The organism is Prevotella sp. P3-92 (assembly GCF_002251205.1).
Lineage (GTDB): Bacteria > Bacteroidota > Bacteroidia > Bacteroidales > Bacteroidaceae > Prevotella.
Genome location: NZ_NPJE01000016.1, coordinates 98,090 through 113,848 on the forward strand (window position 1 = coordinate 98,090; position 15,759 = coordinate 113,848).

Here is a 15,759-nt window from a genome sequence, read left to right on the forward strand (position 1 = left end):
ATGAAAGAGCAAATTAGACATATAATCGGTTTTTTCCGTTACGGACTATGGCAATTGAACGAAGACGATACGACTCCGTTCAAGTGGATTATGATAGAGATCCTTAAGAAACTCGTACTCGCCATTCGCTTCTTTACAGCCAAACGCGTGGTGAATAAGGCGGCGGCGCTGACTTATTCGTCTCTGTTGGCTATTGTGCCTATCCTGGCAGTGGTCTTTGCCATTGCCCGTGGTTTTGGATATAATAAATATATTGAGGTGTGGTTTCGTGATGCTTTGCAGTCCCAGCCACAGGCAGCCGAGGTTATCATAGGCTTTGTAAACAGCTATTTGGTACATACGAAAAGCGGCATTTTCCTTGGTATTGGCCTGCTGTTCATGCTCTATACCGTTTTGATGCTGGTGAGTAATGTGGAACAGGCATTTAATGAGATTTGGCAGGTGAAGAAACCACGCACCATTTTCCGTACCTTTACGGATTATCTTGCCATGTTCTTCTGTTTTCCCATCCTTATTGTCCTGACCTCTGGATTGTCAATCTTTATGGCGACTATGGTCAACGAGATGGATGATTTCATGTTGTTGACTCCTGTGGTAAGGTTTCTGATAGACATGGTGCCGTATGTATTGATGTCGGGCCTCTTTATCGCCTTTTATATCTTTATGCCCAATACGCATGTAAAACCAATGTGTGCCGTCGTGCCAGGTATTCTTGCAGGTATTGCGATGCAGGGCGTGCAGATCTTCTATATTCATGCTCAAATGTTTCTGTCGAGTTATAATGCCATCTATGGTTCTTTTGCAGCCTTACCTTTGTTTATGCTCTGGTTGCAGATTTCCTGGACCATCTGTCTTTTTGGCGTAGAACTCTGTTATACGAATCAGAATCTCGATTATTATGATTATGATGCCAATACAGGCGAAATAAGTTATCGTTACCGAGTCATGATGTGTGCTCTGTTGATGAGTTGTGTGGCGCAACGCTTCAAACAAGGAGGTCAGCCTTTGACCGCTCTCGACTTGCGTAAGCGCACCCGTTTGCCCATACGTATTGTCAACGATTTGCTTTATAAGTTGATTGATGCCAAATTGCTGCTGGAGGTATCTGCCGACGAAAAGGGTGAGACATCTTCCTTTATTCCAGCCCATGACTTGCGTAGCATGACGGTAGGCACTATGGTTGACCATTTGGAGAGTGTAGGCACTTGGAAGATAGAACTTGATGTCAGCGCACTCTTCACGGAACAATGGAGTAAAACTTTGGAAATTCATACGGAGTACCTGCATCAATTGCGCAATATTCCGTTGGAAGACCTGGCAAAAGTTCAGTAGAGCAGGCGAGTCTGAAAGCAGAAACTTTCGAAGTGCTTGTCTGCTAAAGAAAAGAATGTTTGAAAAGAAAGGTAATTAATAACGTAATTTTTTAAAATTTTATAAACAACAGGTTTTTGCTTCAATAAAAACGATATAAGTATCTGAATAATAATATAGTATGTTTTTAAAGACTGGAGATTCACGCGCTTGTTGTGAAAAAGGGATTTGATGTAAAATCTTAAAAATTGCACAAAGTTGTTAAATATTTATGAAAAAAGTTGTGCTGTCTGAAAAAAATATGCTAATTTTGTAGCTAAATAATAACCGCTATTACATTTACAGTTATGGCTAAGTATAATATCACAGAAAAAAAAGAACACGAGGCGAAGTATCGGAGCCTAGTTAATCCTGAAATGATGGACACTCTGAAAGAAAAAATCCTTCGCATTATTGTAATTCAGGAAAAGTACAAGGACAAAGAGTATTCTGCCAAACAACTGGCAATGGACCTTGGAACAAACACACGTTATGTGTCAGCAGTCATCAACGTGAAGTTCCATACCAATTACTCTTGCTTTGTTAACAAGTACAGAATCGACGAGGCCATGTCACTCATGGTTGACCGACGTTATCAGAAGCTCACCATGGAGCAAATCAGCGACATGGTAGGATTCTCTAACCGTCAGTCATTCTATGCCTCTTTCTATCGCATCATGAATATGTCGCCAAGAGAGTATCGTGTGAAGTTCCTTGAACAACACCCCTCTCAGAAAGTGGAGAATCAGAAGAAAGACAGATCGTCGAAATGATCCAATACGAAGACGAACACTTCGCAGACATACAGCTGTTGCGCTACCGACTGAATGGTTTTGAGCAACTCAGCAAGCGTCAACAGCTGTATGTCTATTATCTTTCGCAAGCAACACTCTACGGACGCGATATTACATTCGACCAGTTTGGACGATATAATCTTCGCATACGCAAAATGCTGGAAGCTGTCTATACCTCCGATAGGATAGATCGCGATAATGATAATTTCCGGGCTTTGGAAGTTTATCTCAAGCGGGTGTGGTTTTCAAGCGGAATTTATCACCACTACGGCACAGAAAAAATGATTCCGGAATTTGACGAATGTTATTTGCGTCAAGTTTTGGAACAGATAGATTTAACCTCTTTGCCGTTATGTGAAGGGGAAACGGTCGGACAGTTGTGCGATGAATTGTTTCCCGTGATTTTTAATCCTGAAATTCTGCCCAAACGAGTCAATCAGGCTGACGGTGCAGACCTTGTCACAACCTCAGCATGCAACTACTACCAAGGTTTGACGCAGACGGAAGTGGAAGACTTCTATCATGCGCAGAAACGCGATTATAAAGGTCAGCAACCTCCTTCTTTTGGACTTAATTCCACTCTTGTGAAAACTCCACAAGGAATAGAGGAGCAGACATGGTGTGCTGACGGGAAATACGGTAAGGCTATCAAACAGATCGTCTATTGGCTTGAAAAAGCCAAGGATGTGGCAGAAACCCCACAGCAGGAAGAGGTGACAACAGCCCTTATACAGTATTATAAGAGTGGTAATCTGCAAGATTTCAACGACTACTGTATCAAGTGGGTGAAATGTCACGAAGGCGACATCGACTATGTCAACGGATTTATTGAGGTCTATGGCGATCCGCTCGGCCTGAAAGGTTCATGGGAAGGTATTGTGGAATATACAGACAAGGAAGCCACACGTCGCACCAAACTCATAAGCGACAATGCACAATGGTTTGAAGATCACTCGCCCGTGGATCCGCAATTCCGCAAGCCGAAGGTGAAAGGCGTCATGGCAAAGGCTATCTGTGCTGCCATGCTTGGCGGCGATGAATATCCCTCAACCGCCATTGGCATCAACCTACCTAATGCCGATTGGATTAGAGCACAATACGGCAGCAAGAGTGTTACCATTACCAATATTACTGATGCTTACAATAAAGCATCGCTGGGCAATGGATTCAAAGAGGAATTTGTTGTTGACAAAGCAACTCTTGACCTCATCAAAAAGTATGGAGACCGTTGCGACGAACTGCATACAGACCTTCATGAATGTCTCGGACACGGAAGTGGACAACTCTTACCCCATACAGATCCCGATGCACTCAAGGCTTACGGCAGTACTATAGAAGAAGCACGCGCCGACTTGTTCGGACTTTATTATATAGCCGACAAGAAATTGATAGAACTCGGACTTCTTCCCGATGATGAGGCTTATAAAGCCCAGTATTACAGTTATGTGCTCAACGGACTGCTTACGCAACTCATCCGTATCCAGCCCGGACAGCAGATAGAAGAGGCTCACATGCGCAACAGGGCACTCATAGCCAGGTGGTGTTATGAGAAAGGCGATGCAATCAGTCTTGAGAAGTGCAACGGAAAAACATACGTACGTATCACCGATTACCCACAGCTTCGCCAACTTTTCGCACAACTGCTTGCCGAAGTACAACGCATCAAGAGCGAGGGCGATTATGAGGCAGCCAGACAATTGGTGGAGCAATATGGTGTGAAAGTCGAACCCACACTTCATCGTGAAATACTCGAACGTTACCAGCAACTGGGGTTGGCCCCTTATAAAGGATTCATCAATCCCATACTCAACCCTGTGTTAGGGGCTGACGGGGAGATAGATCATATTGAGATTGACTATAGTGAAGGCTACGCCCAACAGATGCTACGATACAGTAGTGACTACGGTACGCTGATATGAGTTCATCAAAATAAAGACAAGTGGAAAAACAACAAGTAATAGATAAAGTTCGCGAAATCAAACAGTCGTTCCGATTGATTATGGACGGACAGACTGCCCAGTCGATGCGCGACAAAGGCTCTGACTATAAACTCAATTGGGGAGCGTCAATCCTTATGCTGAAAGAAAAGGCCGCAGAAATAGGACAGGATTACGACCTCGCCATTGAATTGTGGAAAGCTGACGTGAGGGAATGTAAAATCTTAGCTACCATGCTGATGCCTCCCGATGAAATATGTGCTGAAGTGGTGGATATCTGGATGGAACAGACCCATACCCAGGAAATTGCTGAACAAGCCACATTCAACCTCTATCAGCATCTGCCATTTGCTGCACAGAAAGCCTACCAGTGGATTGCCTCTCCACAACCACTCTACCAGTTGTGTGGCTTCCATGTGCTCACCCGCCTTTTTATGAAGGGACAAGAACCTAACGAAAGAGGTATTAACGAGTTTATAGACCAAGCACTTGTAGCCCTGCAAGGTGACAATCTGGCGGTTAAGAAGGCTGCCCTTCAGACGATGACGCGTTTTGCCGACCTTGGACTTGTCTATGAAAGATTGGCCAAAAGTGCATTAAAACAAATAGAAATAGACATTTTTTAAACGATATAGGCATAATCTCGATAAAATGTCGTAACTTTGTGCGGTTTTAAACTGCAACTGTCATGAAAGAGAACGTGAAAGAAACGGTAACGCAGATCTTAGACAATTATCTGGCACAGAACAACAGGCGTAAGACTCCTGAGCGATATGCTATTCTGGAAACTGTCTATGCTATGAACGGATATTTCACACTCGATGAACTTGGAAAACGACTCGCAGAAGAACGTAGATTCCCAGTTAGTAGGGCAACACTCTACAATACTATCAAGCTATTTCTCAAACTGCGACTTATAATAGAACATCATTTCCAAAAACAGGTAACTTATAGTGCCGCATACAACAAAGGTGGACAGTTCTTTCAGATTTGCACCCTGTGTGGAAAAGTGACTGATGTGAAGGCGACAGCGCTCGTGAAGGCAGTCGAATCCATGCGGCTGCGACGGTTCAAAAAAGACAGTTACACATTATATATCTATGGTGTGTGTAGCAGTTGTCAGGCCAAACTAACGATGGAGAAGAAAAAACAAGAAAATAAAAAATCAAAATAATCCGAAACAATGAATCAAGGTAAAGTTGACGTCCTGCTTGGTTTGCAGTGGGGCGATGAAGGTAAAGGTAAGGTGGTCGATGTATTGACCCCACAGTACGATGTAGTGGCACGTTTCCAAGGTGGTCCTAATGCTGGTCACACGCTGGAGTTCGAAGGTCAGAAGTATGTGCTACGCAGCATCCCCTCCGGTATCTTCCAGGGTGGAAAGGTGAATATCATCGGCAATGGCGTAGTGCTCGCTCCAGACTTGTTCATGGAAGAAGCCAAGGCGCTTGAAGCCAGTGGTCATGAACTGAAAAACCGTCTTCATATTTCAAAGAAGGCTCACCTCATCATGCCTACACACCGTGTTCTTGATGCCGCTTATGAGGCTGCAAAGGGTAAGAATAAGGTAGGAACCACAGGAAAGGGAATTGGACCGACCTATACTGATAAAGTATCACGTAACGGTCTCCGTGTAGGCGACATCCTTGAAAACTTTGAAGAGAAATATGCTGCTTGCAAGGCACGCCACGAAGCCATCCTCCGTTCTTTGAACTTCGAGTACGACATTACTGAAGTGGAAAAGAAATGGCTGGAAGGTATAGATTATCTTCGCCAGTTCCATATCGTCGATTCTGAACATGAAATCAACAACCTGCTGAAGAGCGGCAAGAGCGTACTTTGTGAAGGCGCTCAAGGCACTATGCTTGATGTGGATTTCGGCTCATACCCCTTTGTGACTTCTTCTAACACCATTTGTGCTGGAGCATGCACCGGACTCGGTATCGGTCCTAACAAAATAGGAGATGTATTTGGAATCATGAAAGCATACTGCACACGTGTCGGAGCAGGACCATTCCCCACAGAACTCTTTGACGAAACAGGTAAGCGCATCCGTGACCTCGGTCACGAATATGGTGCTGTGACCGGTCGTGAACGCCGCTGTGGATGGATTGACCTTGTTGCCTTGAAATATGCTATCATGGTCAATGGTGTTACTAAACTTATCATGATGAAGAGTGATGTACTCGACGGATTTGACACCATCAAGGCTTGCGTTGCCTATAAGCAGAATGGACAGCAGATTGACTATTTCCCCTATAATATTGAGGAAAATATTGAACCGGTCTATGAGGAACTTCCAGGATGGAAAACCGACATGACTCAGTTTACCAGCGAAGAGCAGTTCCCACAAGCATTCAACGATTATATCAAATTCCTGGAAGCCCAACTTGAGACTCCCATTCAGATTATCTCAATCGGTCCAGACCGAGCACAAACCATCGTAAGAAAATAAATGGCACAGAAACCAAATATTCCAAAGGGAACGCGCGACTTCTCTCCCATAGAGATGGCTAAGCGCAATTATATCTTCAACACCATCCGTGAGGTCTATGCACTTTATGGATTCCAGCAGATTGAAACCCCTGCCATGGAAACGCTGCAAACACTCATGGGGAAATATGGCGAAGAGGGCGACAAACTGCTTTTCAAAGTGCTGAATAGTGGTGACTGCCTGTCAAAGGTAAGCGATGAAGAACTCGCAGAGCGTAATGCACTCCACTTGGCATCGAAAATGTGTGAAAAGGGATTGAGGTACGATCTTACCGTGCCTTTCGCACGTTACGTTGTGATGCATCGCGACGAACTTCAACTTCCTTTCAAGCGCTATCAGATTCAACCCGTTTGGCGCGCAGACCGTCCCCAGAAGGGCCGTTATCGTGAGTTCTATCAATGTGATGCTGACGTGGTGGGTTCCGACTCTTTGCTCAACGAGGTGGAACTGATGCAGATCGTAGATACGGTATTCAGCCGTTTCGGTATCCGTGTTCAGATTAAGATCAACAACCGTAAGATTCTCACGGGAATTGCTGAAGTAATCGGTGCTGCCGATAAGATTGTTGACATTACCGTTGCCATTGACAAACTCGACAAGATCGGTATTGACAATGTGAATGAGGAACTCCGTCAAGACGGACTCAGCGACGCACAGATAGAAAAGTTGCAACCTATTATCTCCTTGACAGGAAGTAATGATGAGAAGCTCAATACCATCGCTGGTGTTCTGGCTGAGAGCGAAACAGGATTGAAAGGTGTAGAGGAAACTCGCTATATTCTTGAAACGCTCAAAACAATCGGACTGAACAACGAAATCCAGCTCGATCTGACACTTGCCCGTGGCCTGAACTATTATACCGGTGCCATCTTCGAAGTCAAAGCTCTCGATGTGCAGATTGGTAGTATTACAGGTGGTGGACGCTACGATAACCTTACTGGCATCTTCGGAATGCCAGGACTTAGCGGTGTCGGCATATCGTTTGGAGCAGACCGCATCTATGATGTCCTCAACACACTCGATCTCTATCCAAAAGATTCCATTAACGCTACACAACTCCTCTTCATCAATTTCGGTGAAAAGGAAACAGCCTATTGTCTGCCCCTCGTCACTAAGGCTCGTCAGGCAGGTATTCGTACCGAAATGTTTCCTGATGCTGCCAAGATGAAGAAGCAGATGAACTATGCCAATGCCAAGCAGATTCCGTTTGTTGTCCTTGCAGGAGAAAACGAGATGAACGAAGGTAAGGTGACGTTGAAGAACATGATAACAGGCGAACAGCAGATGGTTTCTGGTGATGAACTGGTGACTATCGTTAAGGCTTGAACGTCAATCCGATAAAAAAGTTGAATGATGAAAAAGATTGGACGTTGGTTTATGCTTGCCGTCATGTTTTGCGTGGTATGTGCCTTCCAAGCCGACCATGTGACCACCATATTTATCATAGGTGATTCAACGGCTGCACAGAAAGACCTTTCTACAGGGTCACCGGAAAGAGGGTGGGGAATGGCTCTGCAATGTTATTTTGATTCTACCTTTGTACGAGTTGATAACCATGCTGTCAACGGACGTTCTTCTAAGAGCTTTATCAACGAGAAACGCTGGGATAAAGTATTGTCGCTCCTCAAACCAGGAGACTACGTCATTATCCAATTTGGTCACAACGACGAGAAACCTAAGGCCGACCGTCATACAGACCCAGGCTCTACTTTCGATTACAACTTGGCAAAGTTTGTAAGAGAAACGCGTGAAAAAGGGGGAATCCCCATTCTGATGAATGCAGTAGTACGACGCAATTGGCTTCCTGCCGATCAGGCTCAGACTGCAAAACCTGTTGGACAGAAAATCGACGATGAGAATCTGCGCAATACGGTGGCTACAGGAAAGGTTACCTCCGCAGCGAAAGCTAAACGCAAGAAGAAGGAAACTGCCGTCGAACTCCCTCACGTACTTGTAGATACTCATGGTCTCTATATCGTTGCACCACGTGATGTTGCGCAGCGTATGAATGTCCATTTCGTAGATGCTAACCGCATTACCCACCTGCTTGAAGATTCGTTGGGTGAGGAAGGTTCTAAGAAACTGCACATGATTTACGCGCCAGGTGAACATCCAGCCATCCCTCAAGGTAGGCAGGACAACACCCATTACAATATCTATGGTGCCCACATGGTAGCCCAGCGACTGGCAGATGCACTCTGCAAAGAGATTCCCCTCTTGTCGCGTTACCGTACGTCTGGCGATGTATGTAATTTGGAAAAAACGAAACACTAAAAAATAAAATCCTGCATATTCTTGCGGGATTTAATTTTTATGTGTATCTTTGCCATTGAATCAAATAAAAAACTAAACGAATACTAATATGAAGAAAAAGTTTATTTGTGCCGTTTGTGGATATATCTACGAAGGCGACGCTGCCCCTGAAAAGTGCCCCATCTGTAAGGCTCCTGCATCTAAGTTTACCGAACTGAAAGACGATGCAGAAATGACTTATGCCACAGTTCATAAGATTGGAGATGGAAAACCCGAAGGTGTGAGCGAAGAGATGATTCAAGACCTGCGCAACCATTTCAATGGTGAGTGTGGAGAAGTGGGAATGTATCTTGCCATGTCTCGTCAGGCAGACCGTGAAGGCTATCCCGAAATTGCTGAGGCTTTCAAGCGTTATGCTTTCGAAGAGGCTGAGCATGCTGCTAAGTTTGCAGAGCTCCTTGGAGAGTGTGTTTGGGATACCAAGACCAATCTGGAGAAGCGTGCAGCTGCAGAGGCTGGAGCTTGTGAGGACAAGTTCCGTATTGCCAAGAATGCTAAGGTAGCTGGTTTTGACGCTATCCACGATACCGTACACGAAATGGCTAAAGATGAGGCTCGCCATGGTGCAGGCTTCGCAGGACTGCTGAAGAGATATTTTGGCAAATAAGATTTCCATCTGACTTGTCAAAAGTTCGGAAGATTCCATGGCAACAAATTATTTTTAGCTGTGGATGACAATAAACATAATGAATATCCGTTTTGTCTAATGATGAAACGGATATTTATTTTCTGTATAACCCTTGCTATGATGGTTGCTGCTTGCTCCGATGAAGAGAAGTATTCGACTACCAATACTGATGTGTTGACATTTTCCGTTGACACTCTGAAGATGGACACGGTGTTCAGTACTATTCCTTCATCTACCTATTCTTTTTGGGTCTATAACCGTTGTGACGCCTCTCTTCTTATAAATCGTGTCGCCCTTGAAAAGGGCACACAGGGATTTCGCGTCAATGTTGATGGCGAATATCTTGACGGGGAGCTAAATGGGGTAGAAGTCCGCAAGGGTGACTCCCTTTGTGTATTTGTAGAACTTACCGCACCCAAGTGTGGACAAACAGATGTGCAACCCATTGGCGACTGTCTGGTGTTCAACCTTTCCCATGGAAAGCAACAGAAGGTTCCTTTGCGGGCTCATCAGTGGGATGCTGACATTCACGACCAGTGGGATGTTAACGGAAATGTTACGCTGGATAGTCCGTGTCCTATCATTATACGGAAAGGATTGCATATTGCAACGGGAGCCAAGCTGACGCTTCGGTCTGCGCAACTTTTCTTTCATGATGGTGCTGGCATTGACGTGGAAGGCAGTCTTCAAGCTTCAGAATGCCTGTTTCGTGGTGACCGCCTCGATGCCATGTTTGATGATTTGCCCTACGACCGTGTTAGCGGACAATGGAAAGGTATTGTCTTGGCACCCAATGCCAAAGGTGAATGGACCGACTGTGTGATTCGCAATGCCACCGATGCGCTCCAGTTAGGTTCGAATGCGGAAGCCACACTCTTGCGCACATCTGTTCACAACAGCAGTGCATCAGGTATCTTTTCAGAAGGAGCACATCTCGCCTTGACTCATTGCCGGCTGACCAATGCTGGCGGATGCTGTTTAGAGGCAAAGGGTGGGAGTGTGACAGCTGACCATTGTACTTTTGCACAGTTCTATCCCTTCTCGGCTGATCGTGGTGAGGCCTTCCGAACCATCAAAGCTTCTGTAGCCTGCACCCATTCGCTGATGACAGGATACGATGATTTAGTATTTAGTGCAGAAGGTTCCGATCTTCATTTCTCCCATTGCATGATTCGTAGTGATCAACCTTCGATGGGCGATACCTTTACTGATATAGTATGGGAGGCGACGGATGACGAAAAAGGCGGAAAGTCACATTTCCGCCTTGTGGATGAAACTATTCAAAGTTATGATTTCTCGTTGTTGCCCACTTCGCCAGCCTATCAACTCGGCATTGGTGACATTCGTGAGAAAACAACAAGTTCAGAACCTTAATACCATTTTTCTCGTGTCGTGCGGCATCATGGTGTTTAGTATTCAGTAAATGATAACGGCATTAATGCTTTGATGCTGTCAAACACATAGATGTGTTTTTTACCATAAAGCAAAATTCTGACTGGGCGTTTGAAGCGAGTCTCCGTCTCGATGATGGCTTGCCGGCAAGTGCCACATGGACTGATTGGTTCTTCCAATAGTTCGTGGTTTTCTTTTCTTGCAGCAATGGCAAGTGTGGTGACGGCTTGATCGGGGAAGGCTGCCCCCGCAGCAAACAGCGCCGATCGTTCTGCACAGATGGTGACAGAGAAGGCGGCATTTTCTTGATTGCATCCTCTCACCGTCATGCCATTCTCCAACCGTAGCGCAGCACCAACTGAGAAATGCGAATATGGTGAGTATGAATGCTCTGTCTGTTCTATCGCCATCTTGACGAGTTGCTGGTCCTCTTCAGGCAATTCGTCAATTTGAGCGAGTTGAATGTCAATATTCAAGGTTATCTTTTTCATAATGTATAGGATTTTGTTGCAAATATAATATTTTTTCTTTATTTTTGCAACATAATTAGGAAAAATAACACACATGAGACGAATAAGCATTGGAGTGGCTCTCTTGTTGCTGTTGCCGTTTACGTCTGTGGCACAGATCAAGTGGAACACACGCTATCAGGAATATTTCGACCGCTACAAGGATCTCGCCATCGAACAGATGAAGAAACATCGCATTCCCGCCAGTATCACGCTGGCACAAGGAGTGTTGGAGTCGGGTGCAGGTTATAGTGAATTGGCTCGTAAGGGTAATAACCATTTTGGCATTAAGTGTCACGGTTGGACTGGTCGTACCACTTATCACGATGATGATGAGCGCAATGAATGTTTCCGTGCTTATGACAATGTTTATGACAGTTATGAGGACCATTCTGTCTTTTTGGTGAGTAGTCGCCGTTACAGTTCCTTGTTCCGACTCAACCTGAAAGACTACAAGGGTTGGGCCCATGGCTTAAAGTCGTGTGGCTATGCCACCAATCCGCGTTACGCCGCTCAACTGATAGATATCATCCAGTTATACAAACTCTATCAGTACGACGAAGCACGCAAATACAACCGTTATAATGAGTATCAAACCCATCAGCCTACTTCATTGATGCATACTATTCATTCCTTTAATAAAAACTATTATGTTGTTGCTAAAAAAGGAGATACGTTTGCGTTGATTGGTAAGGAAGTTGGTGTTTCTGCGCGTAAGTTAGCATCTTTCAACGAACTTTATGTTGGTGCAGAATTAGAGGAAGGCACTTATGTGTGGTTGCAAAAGAAGCGTCGTAACGCACCGAAAGAATATAAAAACCGGGCGCACTATGTACGTCCGGGTGAGTCGATGTATTCCATTTCCCAGAAGTATGGAATCCGTCTGAAGTATCTCTATAAACTCAACCACCTTCCTGCCGATTACCAGTTGGAAGTGGGCGACCGCCTTTACCTGCGTTAGGCAGGTGGATGCGGCTTACGCCAGTAGTTGGTTGAGAAAGTCGTTTAGGTCTTTGTCCAGCCCTTCCATGAGTTCCTTGTCGATAATGACGGTGTCGTCATCTACCACGTAGAGTTCTGCAATATTCTCTCGTTCTTCGTCTTCCAGTACGAAAGAGTAGGGCTTGAGTATAGACATTTGGTTGACCATTTCTCGTTTGCTGGCAATGGTCTTGCGCAATGCTGCCGTCACCTCATCGTAGAAATTATCATCCTTGTTATCTATCCATTGTTCCACTACACAACGAGTGATTTCGTTGTCGTCATCATCAAATGCCAACAGCTCGCCCGTCTCTTGATTGACGCGTAAGTGGATGTCTGTCAGTACGGTGGGTTCTTCAACTGGTGGAAATTTATCCGCCACTTTTCTGATTGCCCTTTCAATCTGTTGTAGGGTTTGCTCGTTTGCTTTCATAGTCATATTTATGTTATATGGTACAAAAGTAAGAAAAAGTACCGATAATTGCAAACGATTACGAAGAAAAATAAAAATATTTCTTCTGACGTGTTATATATTTCGCATTTTTATAGTATCTTTGCATTGTAAAGTCGAGATTGCAATTCAATGGAAAAAAGAATCCGTCACGAAGGTGTTGTGGAAAGTGTTGGTCCACACGCTGTAAAGGTGCGTATCATGCAGATTTCTGCGTGTGCAGCTTGTCAGGCAGCCTCTTTCTGCCATGCCTCTGAATCTAAGGAGAAAATGATAGAAGTGTTCACCTCTTCTGCTTCGTCCTTTGAAAAGGGTGATAGTGTAGTGGTGTGGGCCACTGCTGCTGTAGCATCGCGTGCGTTGTTATGGGCTTTTGCCATACCGTTTGTATTGATGGTGACTGTGCTGATTGTGTTGATGGAGACTGTTGGTCATGAGGGTATTGCAGCTGTAGCATCTTTGCTGTCGCTGTTGCCTTATTATGGTGTACTCTATCTGTTGCGCCATCGTATGCGCCGGCAGTTGACTTTCGGAATAGAAAAGCATTAAACTAAAACAAATAAAAAAGCTATTATGAATTTTATGATGATTGCAGTGGCAGTATTGGGCGCTATCGGTTTGGTGGCGGCCTTGGTATTGTATGTCTGCTCGAAGAAATTCGCTGTCTATGAGGATCCTCGTATCTCGCAGGTTGCAGCATTGTTGCCCGGTGCTAACTGTGGTGGTTGCGGCTTTGCCGGATGTAGTGCCTTGGCCGATGCTCTGGTCAAAGGTGCTGATGCAGGAAGTCTCGACGGCATCAGCTGTCCCGTTGGTGGACAGGAAGTGATGGGCAAGGTGGCAGACCTTTTGGGAATGGCCATTGCCAATGGCGACCCTATGGTGGCAGTAGTTCGCTGTGGCGGTACTTGCGAGTTACGCCAGAAGGTTGTGTCCTATGACGGCCTTCGCAGTTGCGCGGCAATGAATGCCTGTGGAGCCGGTGAGACCGGTTGCGGCTTCGGCTGTCTCGGTTGTGGCGACTGTGTGTCTGCTTGCCAGTTTGACGCGATCCACATGAATCCCGAAACAGGTCTTCCAGAAGTGGATGAAGACCGCTGTACAGCTTGTGGAGCCTGTGCCAAGGCTTGTCCGCGCCACGTCATTGAGTTGCGCAAGAAAGGTGTTAAGGGCCGTCGCGTCTATGTGGAGTGTGTCAACAAAGACAAGGGTGCCGTTGCCATGAAGGCCTGTAAGGCTGCCTGCATAGGCTGTGGCAAGTGTGCCAAGGAGTGTCCGTTTGGCGCCATTACTGTAGAGAACAACGTATCGTATATTGATTATACCAAGTGTCGTCTGTGCCGCAAGTGCGTGGCAGTGTGTCCTACACACGCCATCAAGGCTGTTAATTTCCCTGCCCCTAAACCTAAGGCAGAGGTGCAGACTGAAGCTACTCTTTCGGCAGTGAAACCTGTCGCACAGCCAAAGGCCAGTACGACAACCAAACAAGAGGAGGAACAAGCATGAAAATCAGAACATTCAGTATAGGAGGAATACATCCAGAGGAAAACAAACTCAGCAACGATGCGACAACTCAGGTAGCAGCATTACCGGTTCAAGCTATTTTCCCACTCTCGCAACATATTGGTGCTCCTGCCAAACCTGTTGTTGCCAAAGGCGACAAGGTGAAGGTCGGCACGATGATTGCTGAAGCAGGCGGTTTCGTCTCAGCACCTATTTATTCATCGGTAAGCGGTACCGTGTTGAAAATTGACACTGCCGTAGATGCTACTGGTTACCGTAAACCTGCCATCATCATCAATGTAGATGGTGACGAGTGGGAGGAGAGTATCGACCGCTCTAACAAACTCGAAACCGTAGAGGAACATCCCGAACTCACCCCAGAAGAGATTGTCAATCGCATCAAGGTGGCTGGCGTCACTGGAATGGGTGGTGCAGGATTCCCTACCTTTATTAAGCTTTGTCCGCCTCCCACAGCCAAGGCTGAGTGTGTCATTATCAACGCAGTGGAGTGTGAACCATACATCACCGCAGATTATCGTCTTATGCTTGAGAAATCAGACGAGATTCTCGTTGGTCTCGAACTGCTCATGAAGGCTGCCAAGGTTACCCGTGGTTATATTGGTATTGAGACCAACAAGCCTCAGGCCATTGAACTCCTTGCTGATAAGTGTGCCAAGAAGTTTGGCGGTTCTGCCTATGAGGTAGAAGTAGTACCCTTGAAGCAGCGCTACCCACAGGGTGGTGAGAAACAGCTCGTTGATGCTGTTATCAACCGTCAGGTGCCCGCACCTCCTGCCATACCCGTCAATGTTGGCGCCATTGTGCAGAATGTAGGAACAGCCTTTGCTGTCTATGAGGCAGTGATGAAACACAAACCTCTGTTTGAACGCTACACAACCGTGACTGGTAAGAAGTTGCGTCAGCCAGGCAACTATCTGGTGCGTATGGGAACGCCTATGAAAGACCTCATTGCCGTGTGCGGTGGAATGCCAGAAGAAGATTCTAAGGTGCTCGCAGGCGGTCCTATGATGGGTAAAGCTATGACCTCCACAGATGTTCCTGTGTGCAAGGGTACTAACTCGGTGACCATCCTCTCTGGTGAGGATGCTGTACGTAAAGAACCACAGCCCTGTATCCGATGCGCCAAGTGTGTGAGTGCTTGTCCGATGGGCCTCGAACCCTATCTGCTTGCCAAACTTTCTGCTGTGAGCAATTGGGAACGTTGCGAGTCCGAAGACATTGTCAGCTGCATTGAATGTGGATCGTGCCAGTTTACCTGTCCCGCCCATCGTCCGCTGCTTGATAACATCCGCTTGGGTAAGCAGACCGTCATGGGAATCATCCGCAGCCGTCAGGCCAAGAAATAATCAAAAGACACATTATTTAAAATATAAATATCGAAAATAC

At 45.7% G+C, this 15,759-nt stretch carries 16 protein-coding genes; 14 read left to right on the forward strand and 2 right to left on the reverse strand.

Annotation, left to right across the window (positions count from 1 at the left end):
• The 10 genes from CIK93_RS02325 (at position 1) to CIK93_RS02370 (ending at position 10,890) form a co-directional block, all read left to right on the forward strand.
• On the forward strand, positions 1-1,332 hold the full coding sequence (locus CIK93_RS02325; protein ID WP_094446460.1) for a YihY/virulence factor BrkB family protein: 1,332 nt from the start codon (positions 1-3) through the stop codon (positions 1,330-1,332).
• A 326-nt stretch (positions 1,333-1,658) separates the two neighbouring features.
• Positions 1,659-2,123 (forward strand): AraC family transcriptional regulator, encoded by a 465-nt coding sequence (locus CIK93_RS02330; protein ID WP_094390395.1) that lies wholly within the window; start codon positions 1,659-1,661, stop codon positions 2,121-2,123.
• The gene (locus CIK93_RS02335) at positions 2,120-4,063 is read left to right on the forward strand and encodes a dihydrofolate reductase (RefSeq protein WP_094390396.1); all 1,944 of its coding nucleotides are present in this window, start codon (positions 2,120-2,122) and stop codon (positions 4,061-4,063) included. Before CIK93_RS02330 ends, CIK93_RS02335 begins: the two co-directional genes overlap by 4 nt.
• 20 nt (positions 4,064-4,083) lie before the next feature.
• Complete coding sequence (locus CIK93_RS02340; protein WP_254046712.1) at positions 4,084-4,707, forward strand: DNA alkylation repair protein; 624 nt, start codon at positions 4,084-4,086, stop codon at positions 4,705-4,707.
• 62 nt (positions 4,708-4,769) lie between these two features.
• Positions 4,770-5,255: a Fur family transcriptional regulator gene (locus CIK93_RS02345; RefSeq protein WP_094446462.1), complete on the forward strand. Its 486-nt coding sequence runs from the start codon at positions 4,770-4,772 to the stop codon at positions 5,253-5,255.
• Between the two features lie 9 nt (positions 5,256-5,264).
• Positions 5,265-6,536 carry an adenylosuccinate synthase gene (locus CIK93_RS02350; RefSeq protein ID WP_094390399.1) on the forward strand — a complete coding sequence of 424 codons (1,272 nt, stop codon included), beginning with the start codon at positions 5,265-5,267 and terminating at the stop codon, positions 6,534-6,536.
• Positions 6,537-7,901 (forward strand): histidine--tRNA ligase, encoded by a 1,365-nt coding sequence (gene hisS / locus CIK93_RS02355; protein ID WP_094390400.1) that lies wholly within the window; start codon positions 6,537-6,539, stop codon positions 7,899-7,901.
• Positions 7,902-7,925: 24 nt separating this feature from the next.
• Positions 7,926-8,849, forward strand: coding sequence for a rhamnogalacturonan acetylesterase (locus tag CIK93_RS02360; RefSeq protein ID WP_254046713.1), 924 nt, complete (start codon positions 7,926-7,928; stop codon positions 8,847-8,849).
• Positions 8,850-8,937: 88 nt separating this feature from the next.
• The gene (locus CIK93_RS02365; RefSeq protein WP_094390401.1) at positions 8,938-9,495 is read left to right on the forward strand and encodes an NADH peroxidase; all 558 of its coding nucleotides are present in this window, start codon (positions 8,938-8,940) and stop codon (positions 9,493-9,495) included.
• Positions 9,496-9,633: 138 nt separating this feature from the next.
• Positions 9,634-10,890: a right-handed parallel beta-helix repeat-containing protein gene (locus tag CIK93_RS02370; protein ID WP_144007570.1), complete on the forward strand. Its 1,257-nt coding sequence runs from the start codon at positions 9,634-9,636 to the stop codon at positions 10,888-10,890.
• 35 nt (positions 10,891-10,925) lie between these two features.
• Here CIK93_RS02370 and CIK93_RS02375 read toward each other — a convergent pair whose 3' ends face one another.
• Entirely contained in the window at positions 10,926-11,399 is a 474-nt protein-coding gene (locus CIK93_RS02375) for a cytidine deaminase (RefSeq protein ID WP_094390403.1), read from the reverse strand.
• A gap of 73 nt (positions 11,400-11,472) precedes the next feature.
• On the opposite strand from CIK93_RS02375, the gene CIK93_RS02380 reads away from it, so the two are divergent.
• Positions 11,473-12,378: a glucosaminidase domain-containing protein gene (locus CIK93_RS02380; protein ID WP_094390404.1), complete on the forward strand. Its 906-nt coding sequence runs from the start codon at positions 11,473-11,475 to the stop codon at positions 12,376-12,378.
• A gap of 15 nt (positions 12,379-12,393) precedes the next feature.
• On the opposite strand, the gene CIK93_RS02385 is transcribed toward CIK93_RS02380, so the two are convergent.
• Positions 12,394-12,831, reverse strand: coding sequence for a hypothetical protein (locus CIK93_RS02385; protein ID WP_094390405.1), 438 nt, complete (start codon positions 12,829-12,831; stop codon positions 12,394-12,396).
• A 150-nt stretch (positions 12,832-12,981) separates the two neighbouring features.
• Between CIK93_RS02385 and CIK93_RS02390 the strand changes: the two genes are divergently transcribed.
• Genes CIK93_RS02390 through rsxC form a run of 3 tightly spaced genes read left to right on the forward strand, consistent with a single transcriptional unit; the run spans position 12,982 to position 15,719 of the window.
• Positions 12,982-13,398: a SoxR reducing system RseC family protein gene (locus CIK93_RS02390; RefSeq protein WP_094446464.1), complete on the forward strand. Its 417-nt coding sequence runs from the start codon at positions 12,982-12,984 to the stop codon at positions 13,396-13,398.
• 24 nt (positions 13,399-13,422) lie between these two features.
• Entirely contained in the window at positions 13,423-14,355 is a 933-nt protein-coding gene (locus CIK93_RS02395) for a Fe-S cluster domain-containing protein (RefSeq protein WP_094439649.1), read from the forward strand.
• Positions 14,352-15,719 carry an electron transport complex subunit RsxC gene (gene rsxC / locus CIK93_RS02400; protein ID WP_094446465.1) on the forward strand — a complete coding sequence of 456 codons (1,368 nt, stop codon included), beginning with the start codon at positions 14,352-14,354 and terminating at the stop codon, positions 15,717-15,719. The genes CIK93_RS02395 and rsxC overlap by 4 nt, the downstream gene beginning before the upstream one ends.
• The last annotated feature ends 40 nt before the right edge of the window (positions 15,720-15,759 follow it).

What these genes read in the sequence shown, in the direction of transcription:
- CIK93_RS02325 (WP_094446460.1), top strand. Translation starts at nt 1, where the DNA reads ATGAAAGAGCAAATTAGACATATAATCGGTTTTTTCCGTTACGGACTA.
- CIK93_RS02330 (WP_094390395.1), top strand. Translation starts at nt 1,659, where the DNA reads ATGGCTAAGTATAATATCACAGAAAAAAAAGAACACGAGGCGAAGTAT.
- CIK93_RS02335 (WP_094390396.1), top strand. Translation starts at nt 2,120, where the DNA reads ATGATCCAATACGAAGACGAACACTTCGCAGACATACAGCTGTTGCGC.
- CIK93_RS02345 (WP_094446462.1), top strand. Translation starts at nt 4,770, where the DNA reads ATGAAAGAGAACGTGAAAGAAACGGTAACGCAGATCTTAGACAATTAT.
- CIK93_RS02350 (WP_094390399.1), top strand. Translation starts at nt 5,265, where the DNA reads ATGAATCAAGGTAAAGTTGACGTCCTGCTTGGTTTGCAGTGGGGCGAT.
- hisS (WP_094390400.1), top strand. Translation starts at nt 6,537, where the DNA reads ATGGCACAGAAACCAAATATTCCAAAGGGAACGCGCGACTTCTCTCCC.
- CIK93_RS02360 (WP_254046713.1), top strand. Translation starts at nt 7,926, where the DNA reads ATGATGAAAAAGATTGGACGTTGGTTTATGCTTGCCGTCATGTTTTGC.
- CIK93_RS02365 (WP_094390401.1), top strand. Translation starts at nt 8,938, where the DNA reads ATGAAGAAAAAGTTTATTTGTGCCGTTTGTGGATATATCTACGAAGGC.
- CIK93_RS02370 (WP_144007570.1), top strand. Translation starts at nt 9,634, where the DNA reads ATGATGGTTGCTGCTTGCTCCGATGAAGAGAAGTATTCGACTACCAAT.
- CIK93_RS02375 (WP_094390403.1), bottom strand. Translation starts at nt 11,399, where the DNA reads ATGAAAAAGATAACCTTGAATATTGACATTCAACTCGCTCAAATTGAC.
- CIK93_RS02380 (WP_094390404.1), top strand. Translation starts at nt 11,473, where the DNA reads ATGAGACGAATAAGCATTGGAGTGGCTCTCTTGTTGCTGTTGCCGTTT.
- CIK93_RS02385 (WP_094390405.1), bottom strand. Translation starts at nt 12,831, where the DNA reads ATGAAAGCAAACGAGCAAACCCTACAACAGATTGAAAGGGCAATCAGA.
- CIK93_RS02390 (WP_094446464.1), top strand. Translation starts at nt 12,982, where the DNA reads ATGGAAAAAAGAATCCGTCACGAAGGTGTTGTGGAAAGTGTTGGTCCA.
- CIK93_RS02395 (WP_094439649.1), top strand. Translation starts at nt 13,423, where the DNA reads ATGAATTTTATGATGATTGCAGTGGCAGTATTGGGCGCTATCGGTTTG.
- rsxC (WP_094446465.1), top strand. Translation starts at nt 14,352, where the DNA reads ATGAAAATCAGAACATTCAGTATAGGAGGAATACATCCAGAGGAAAAC.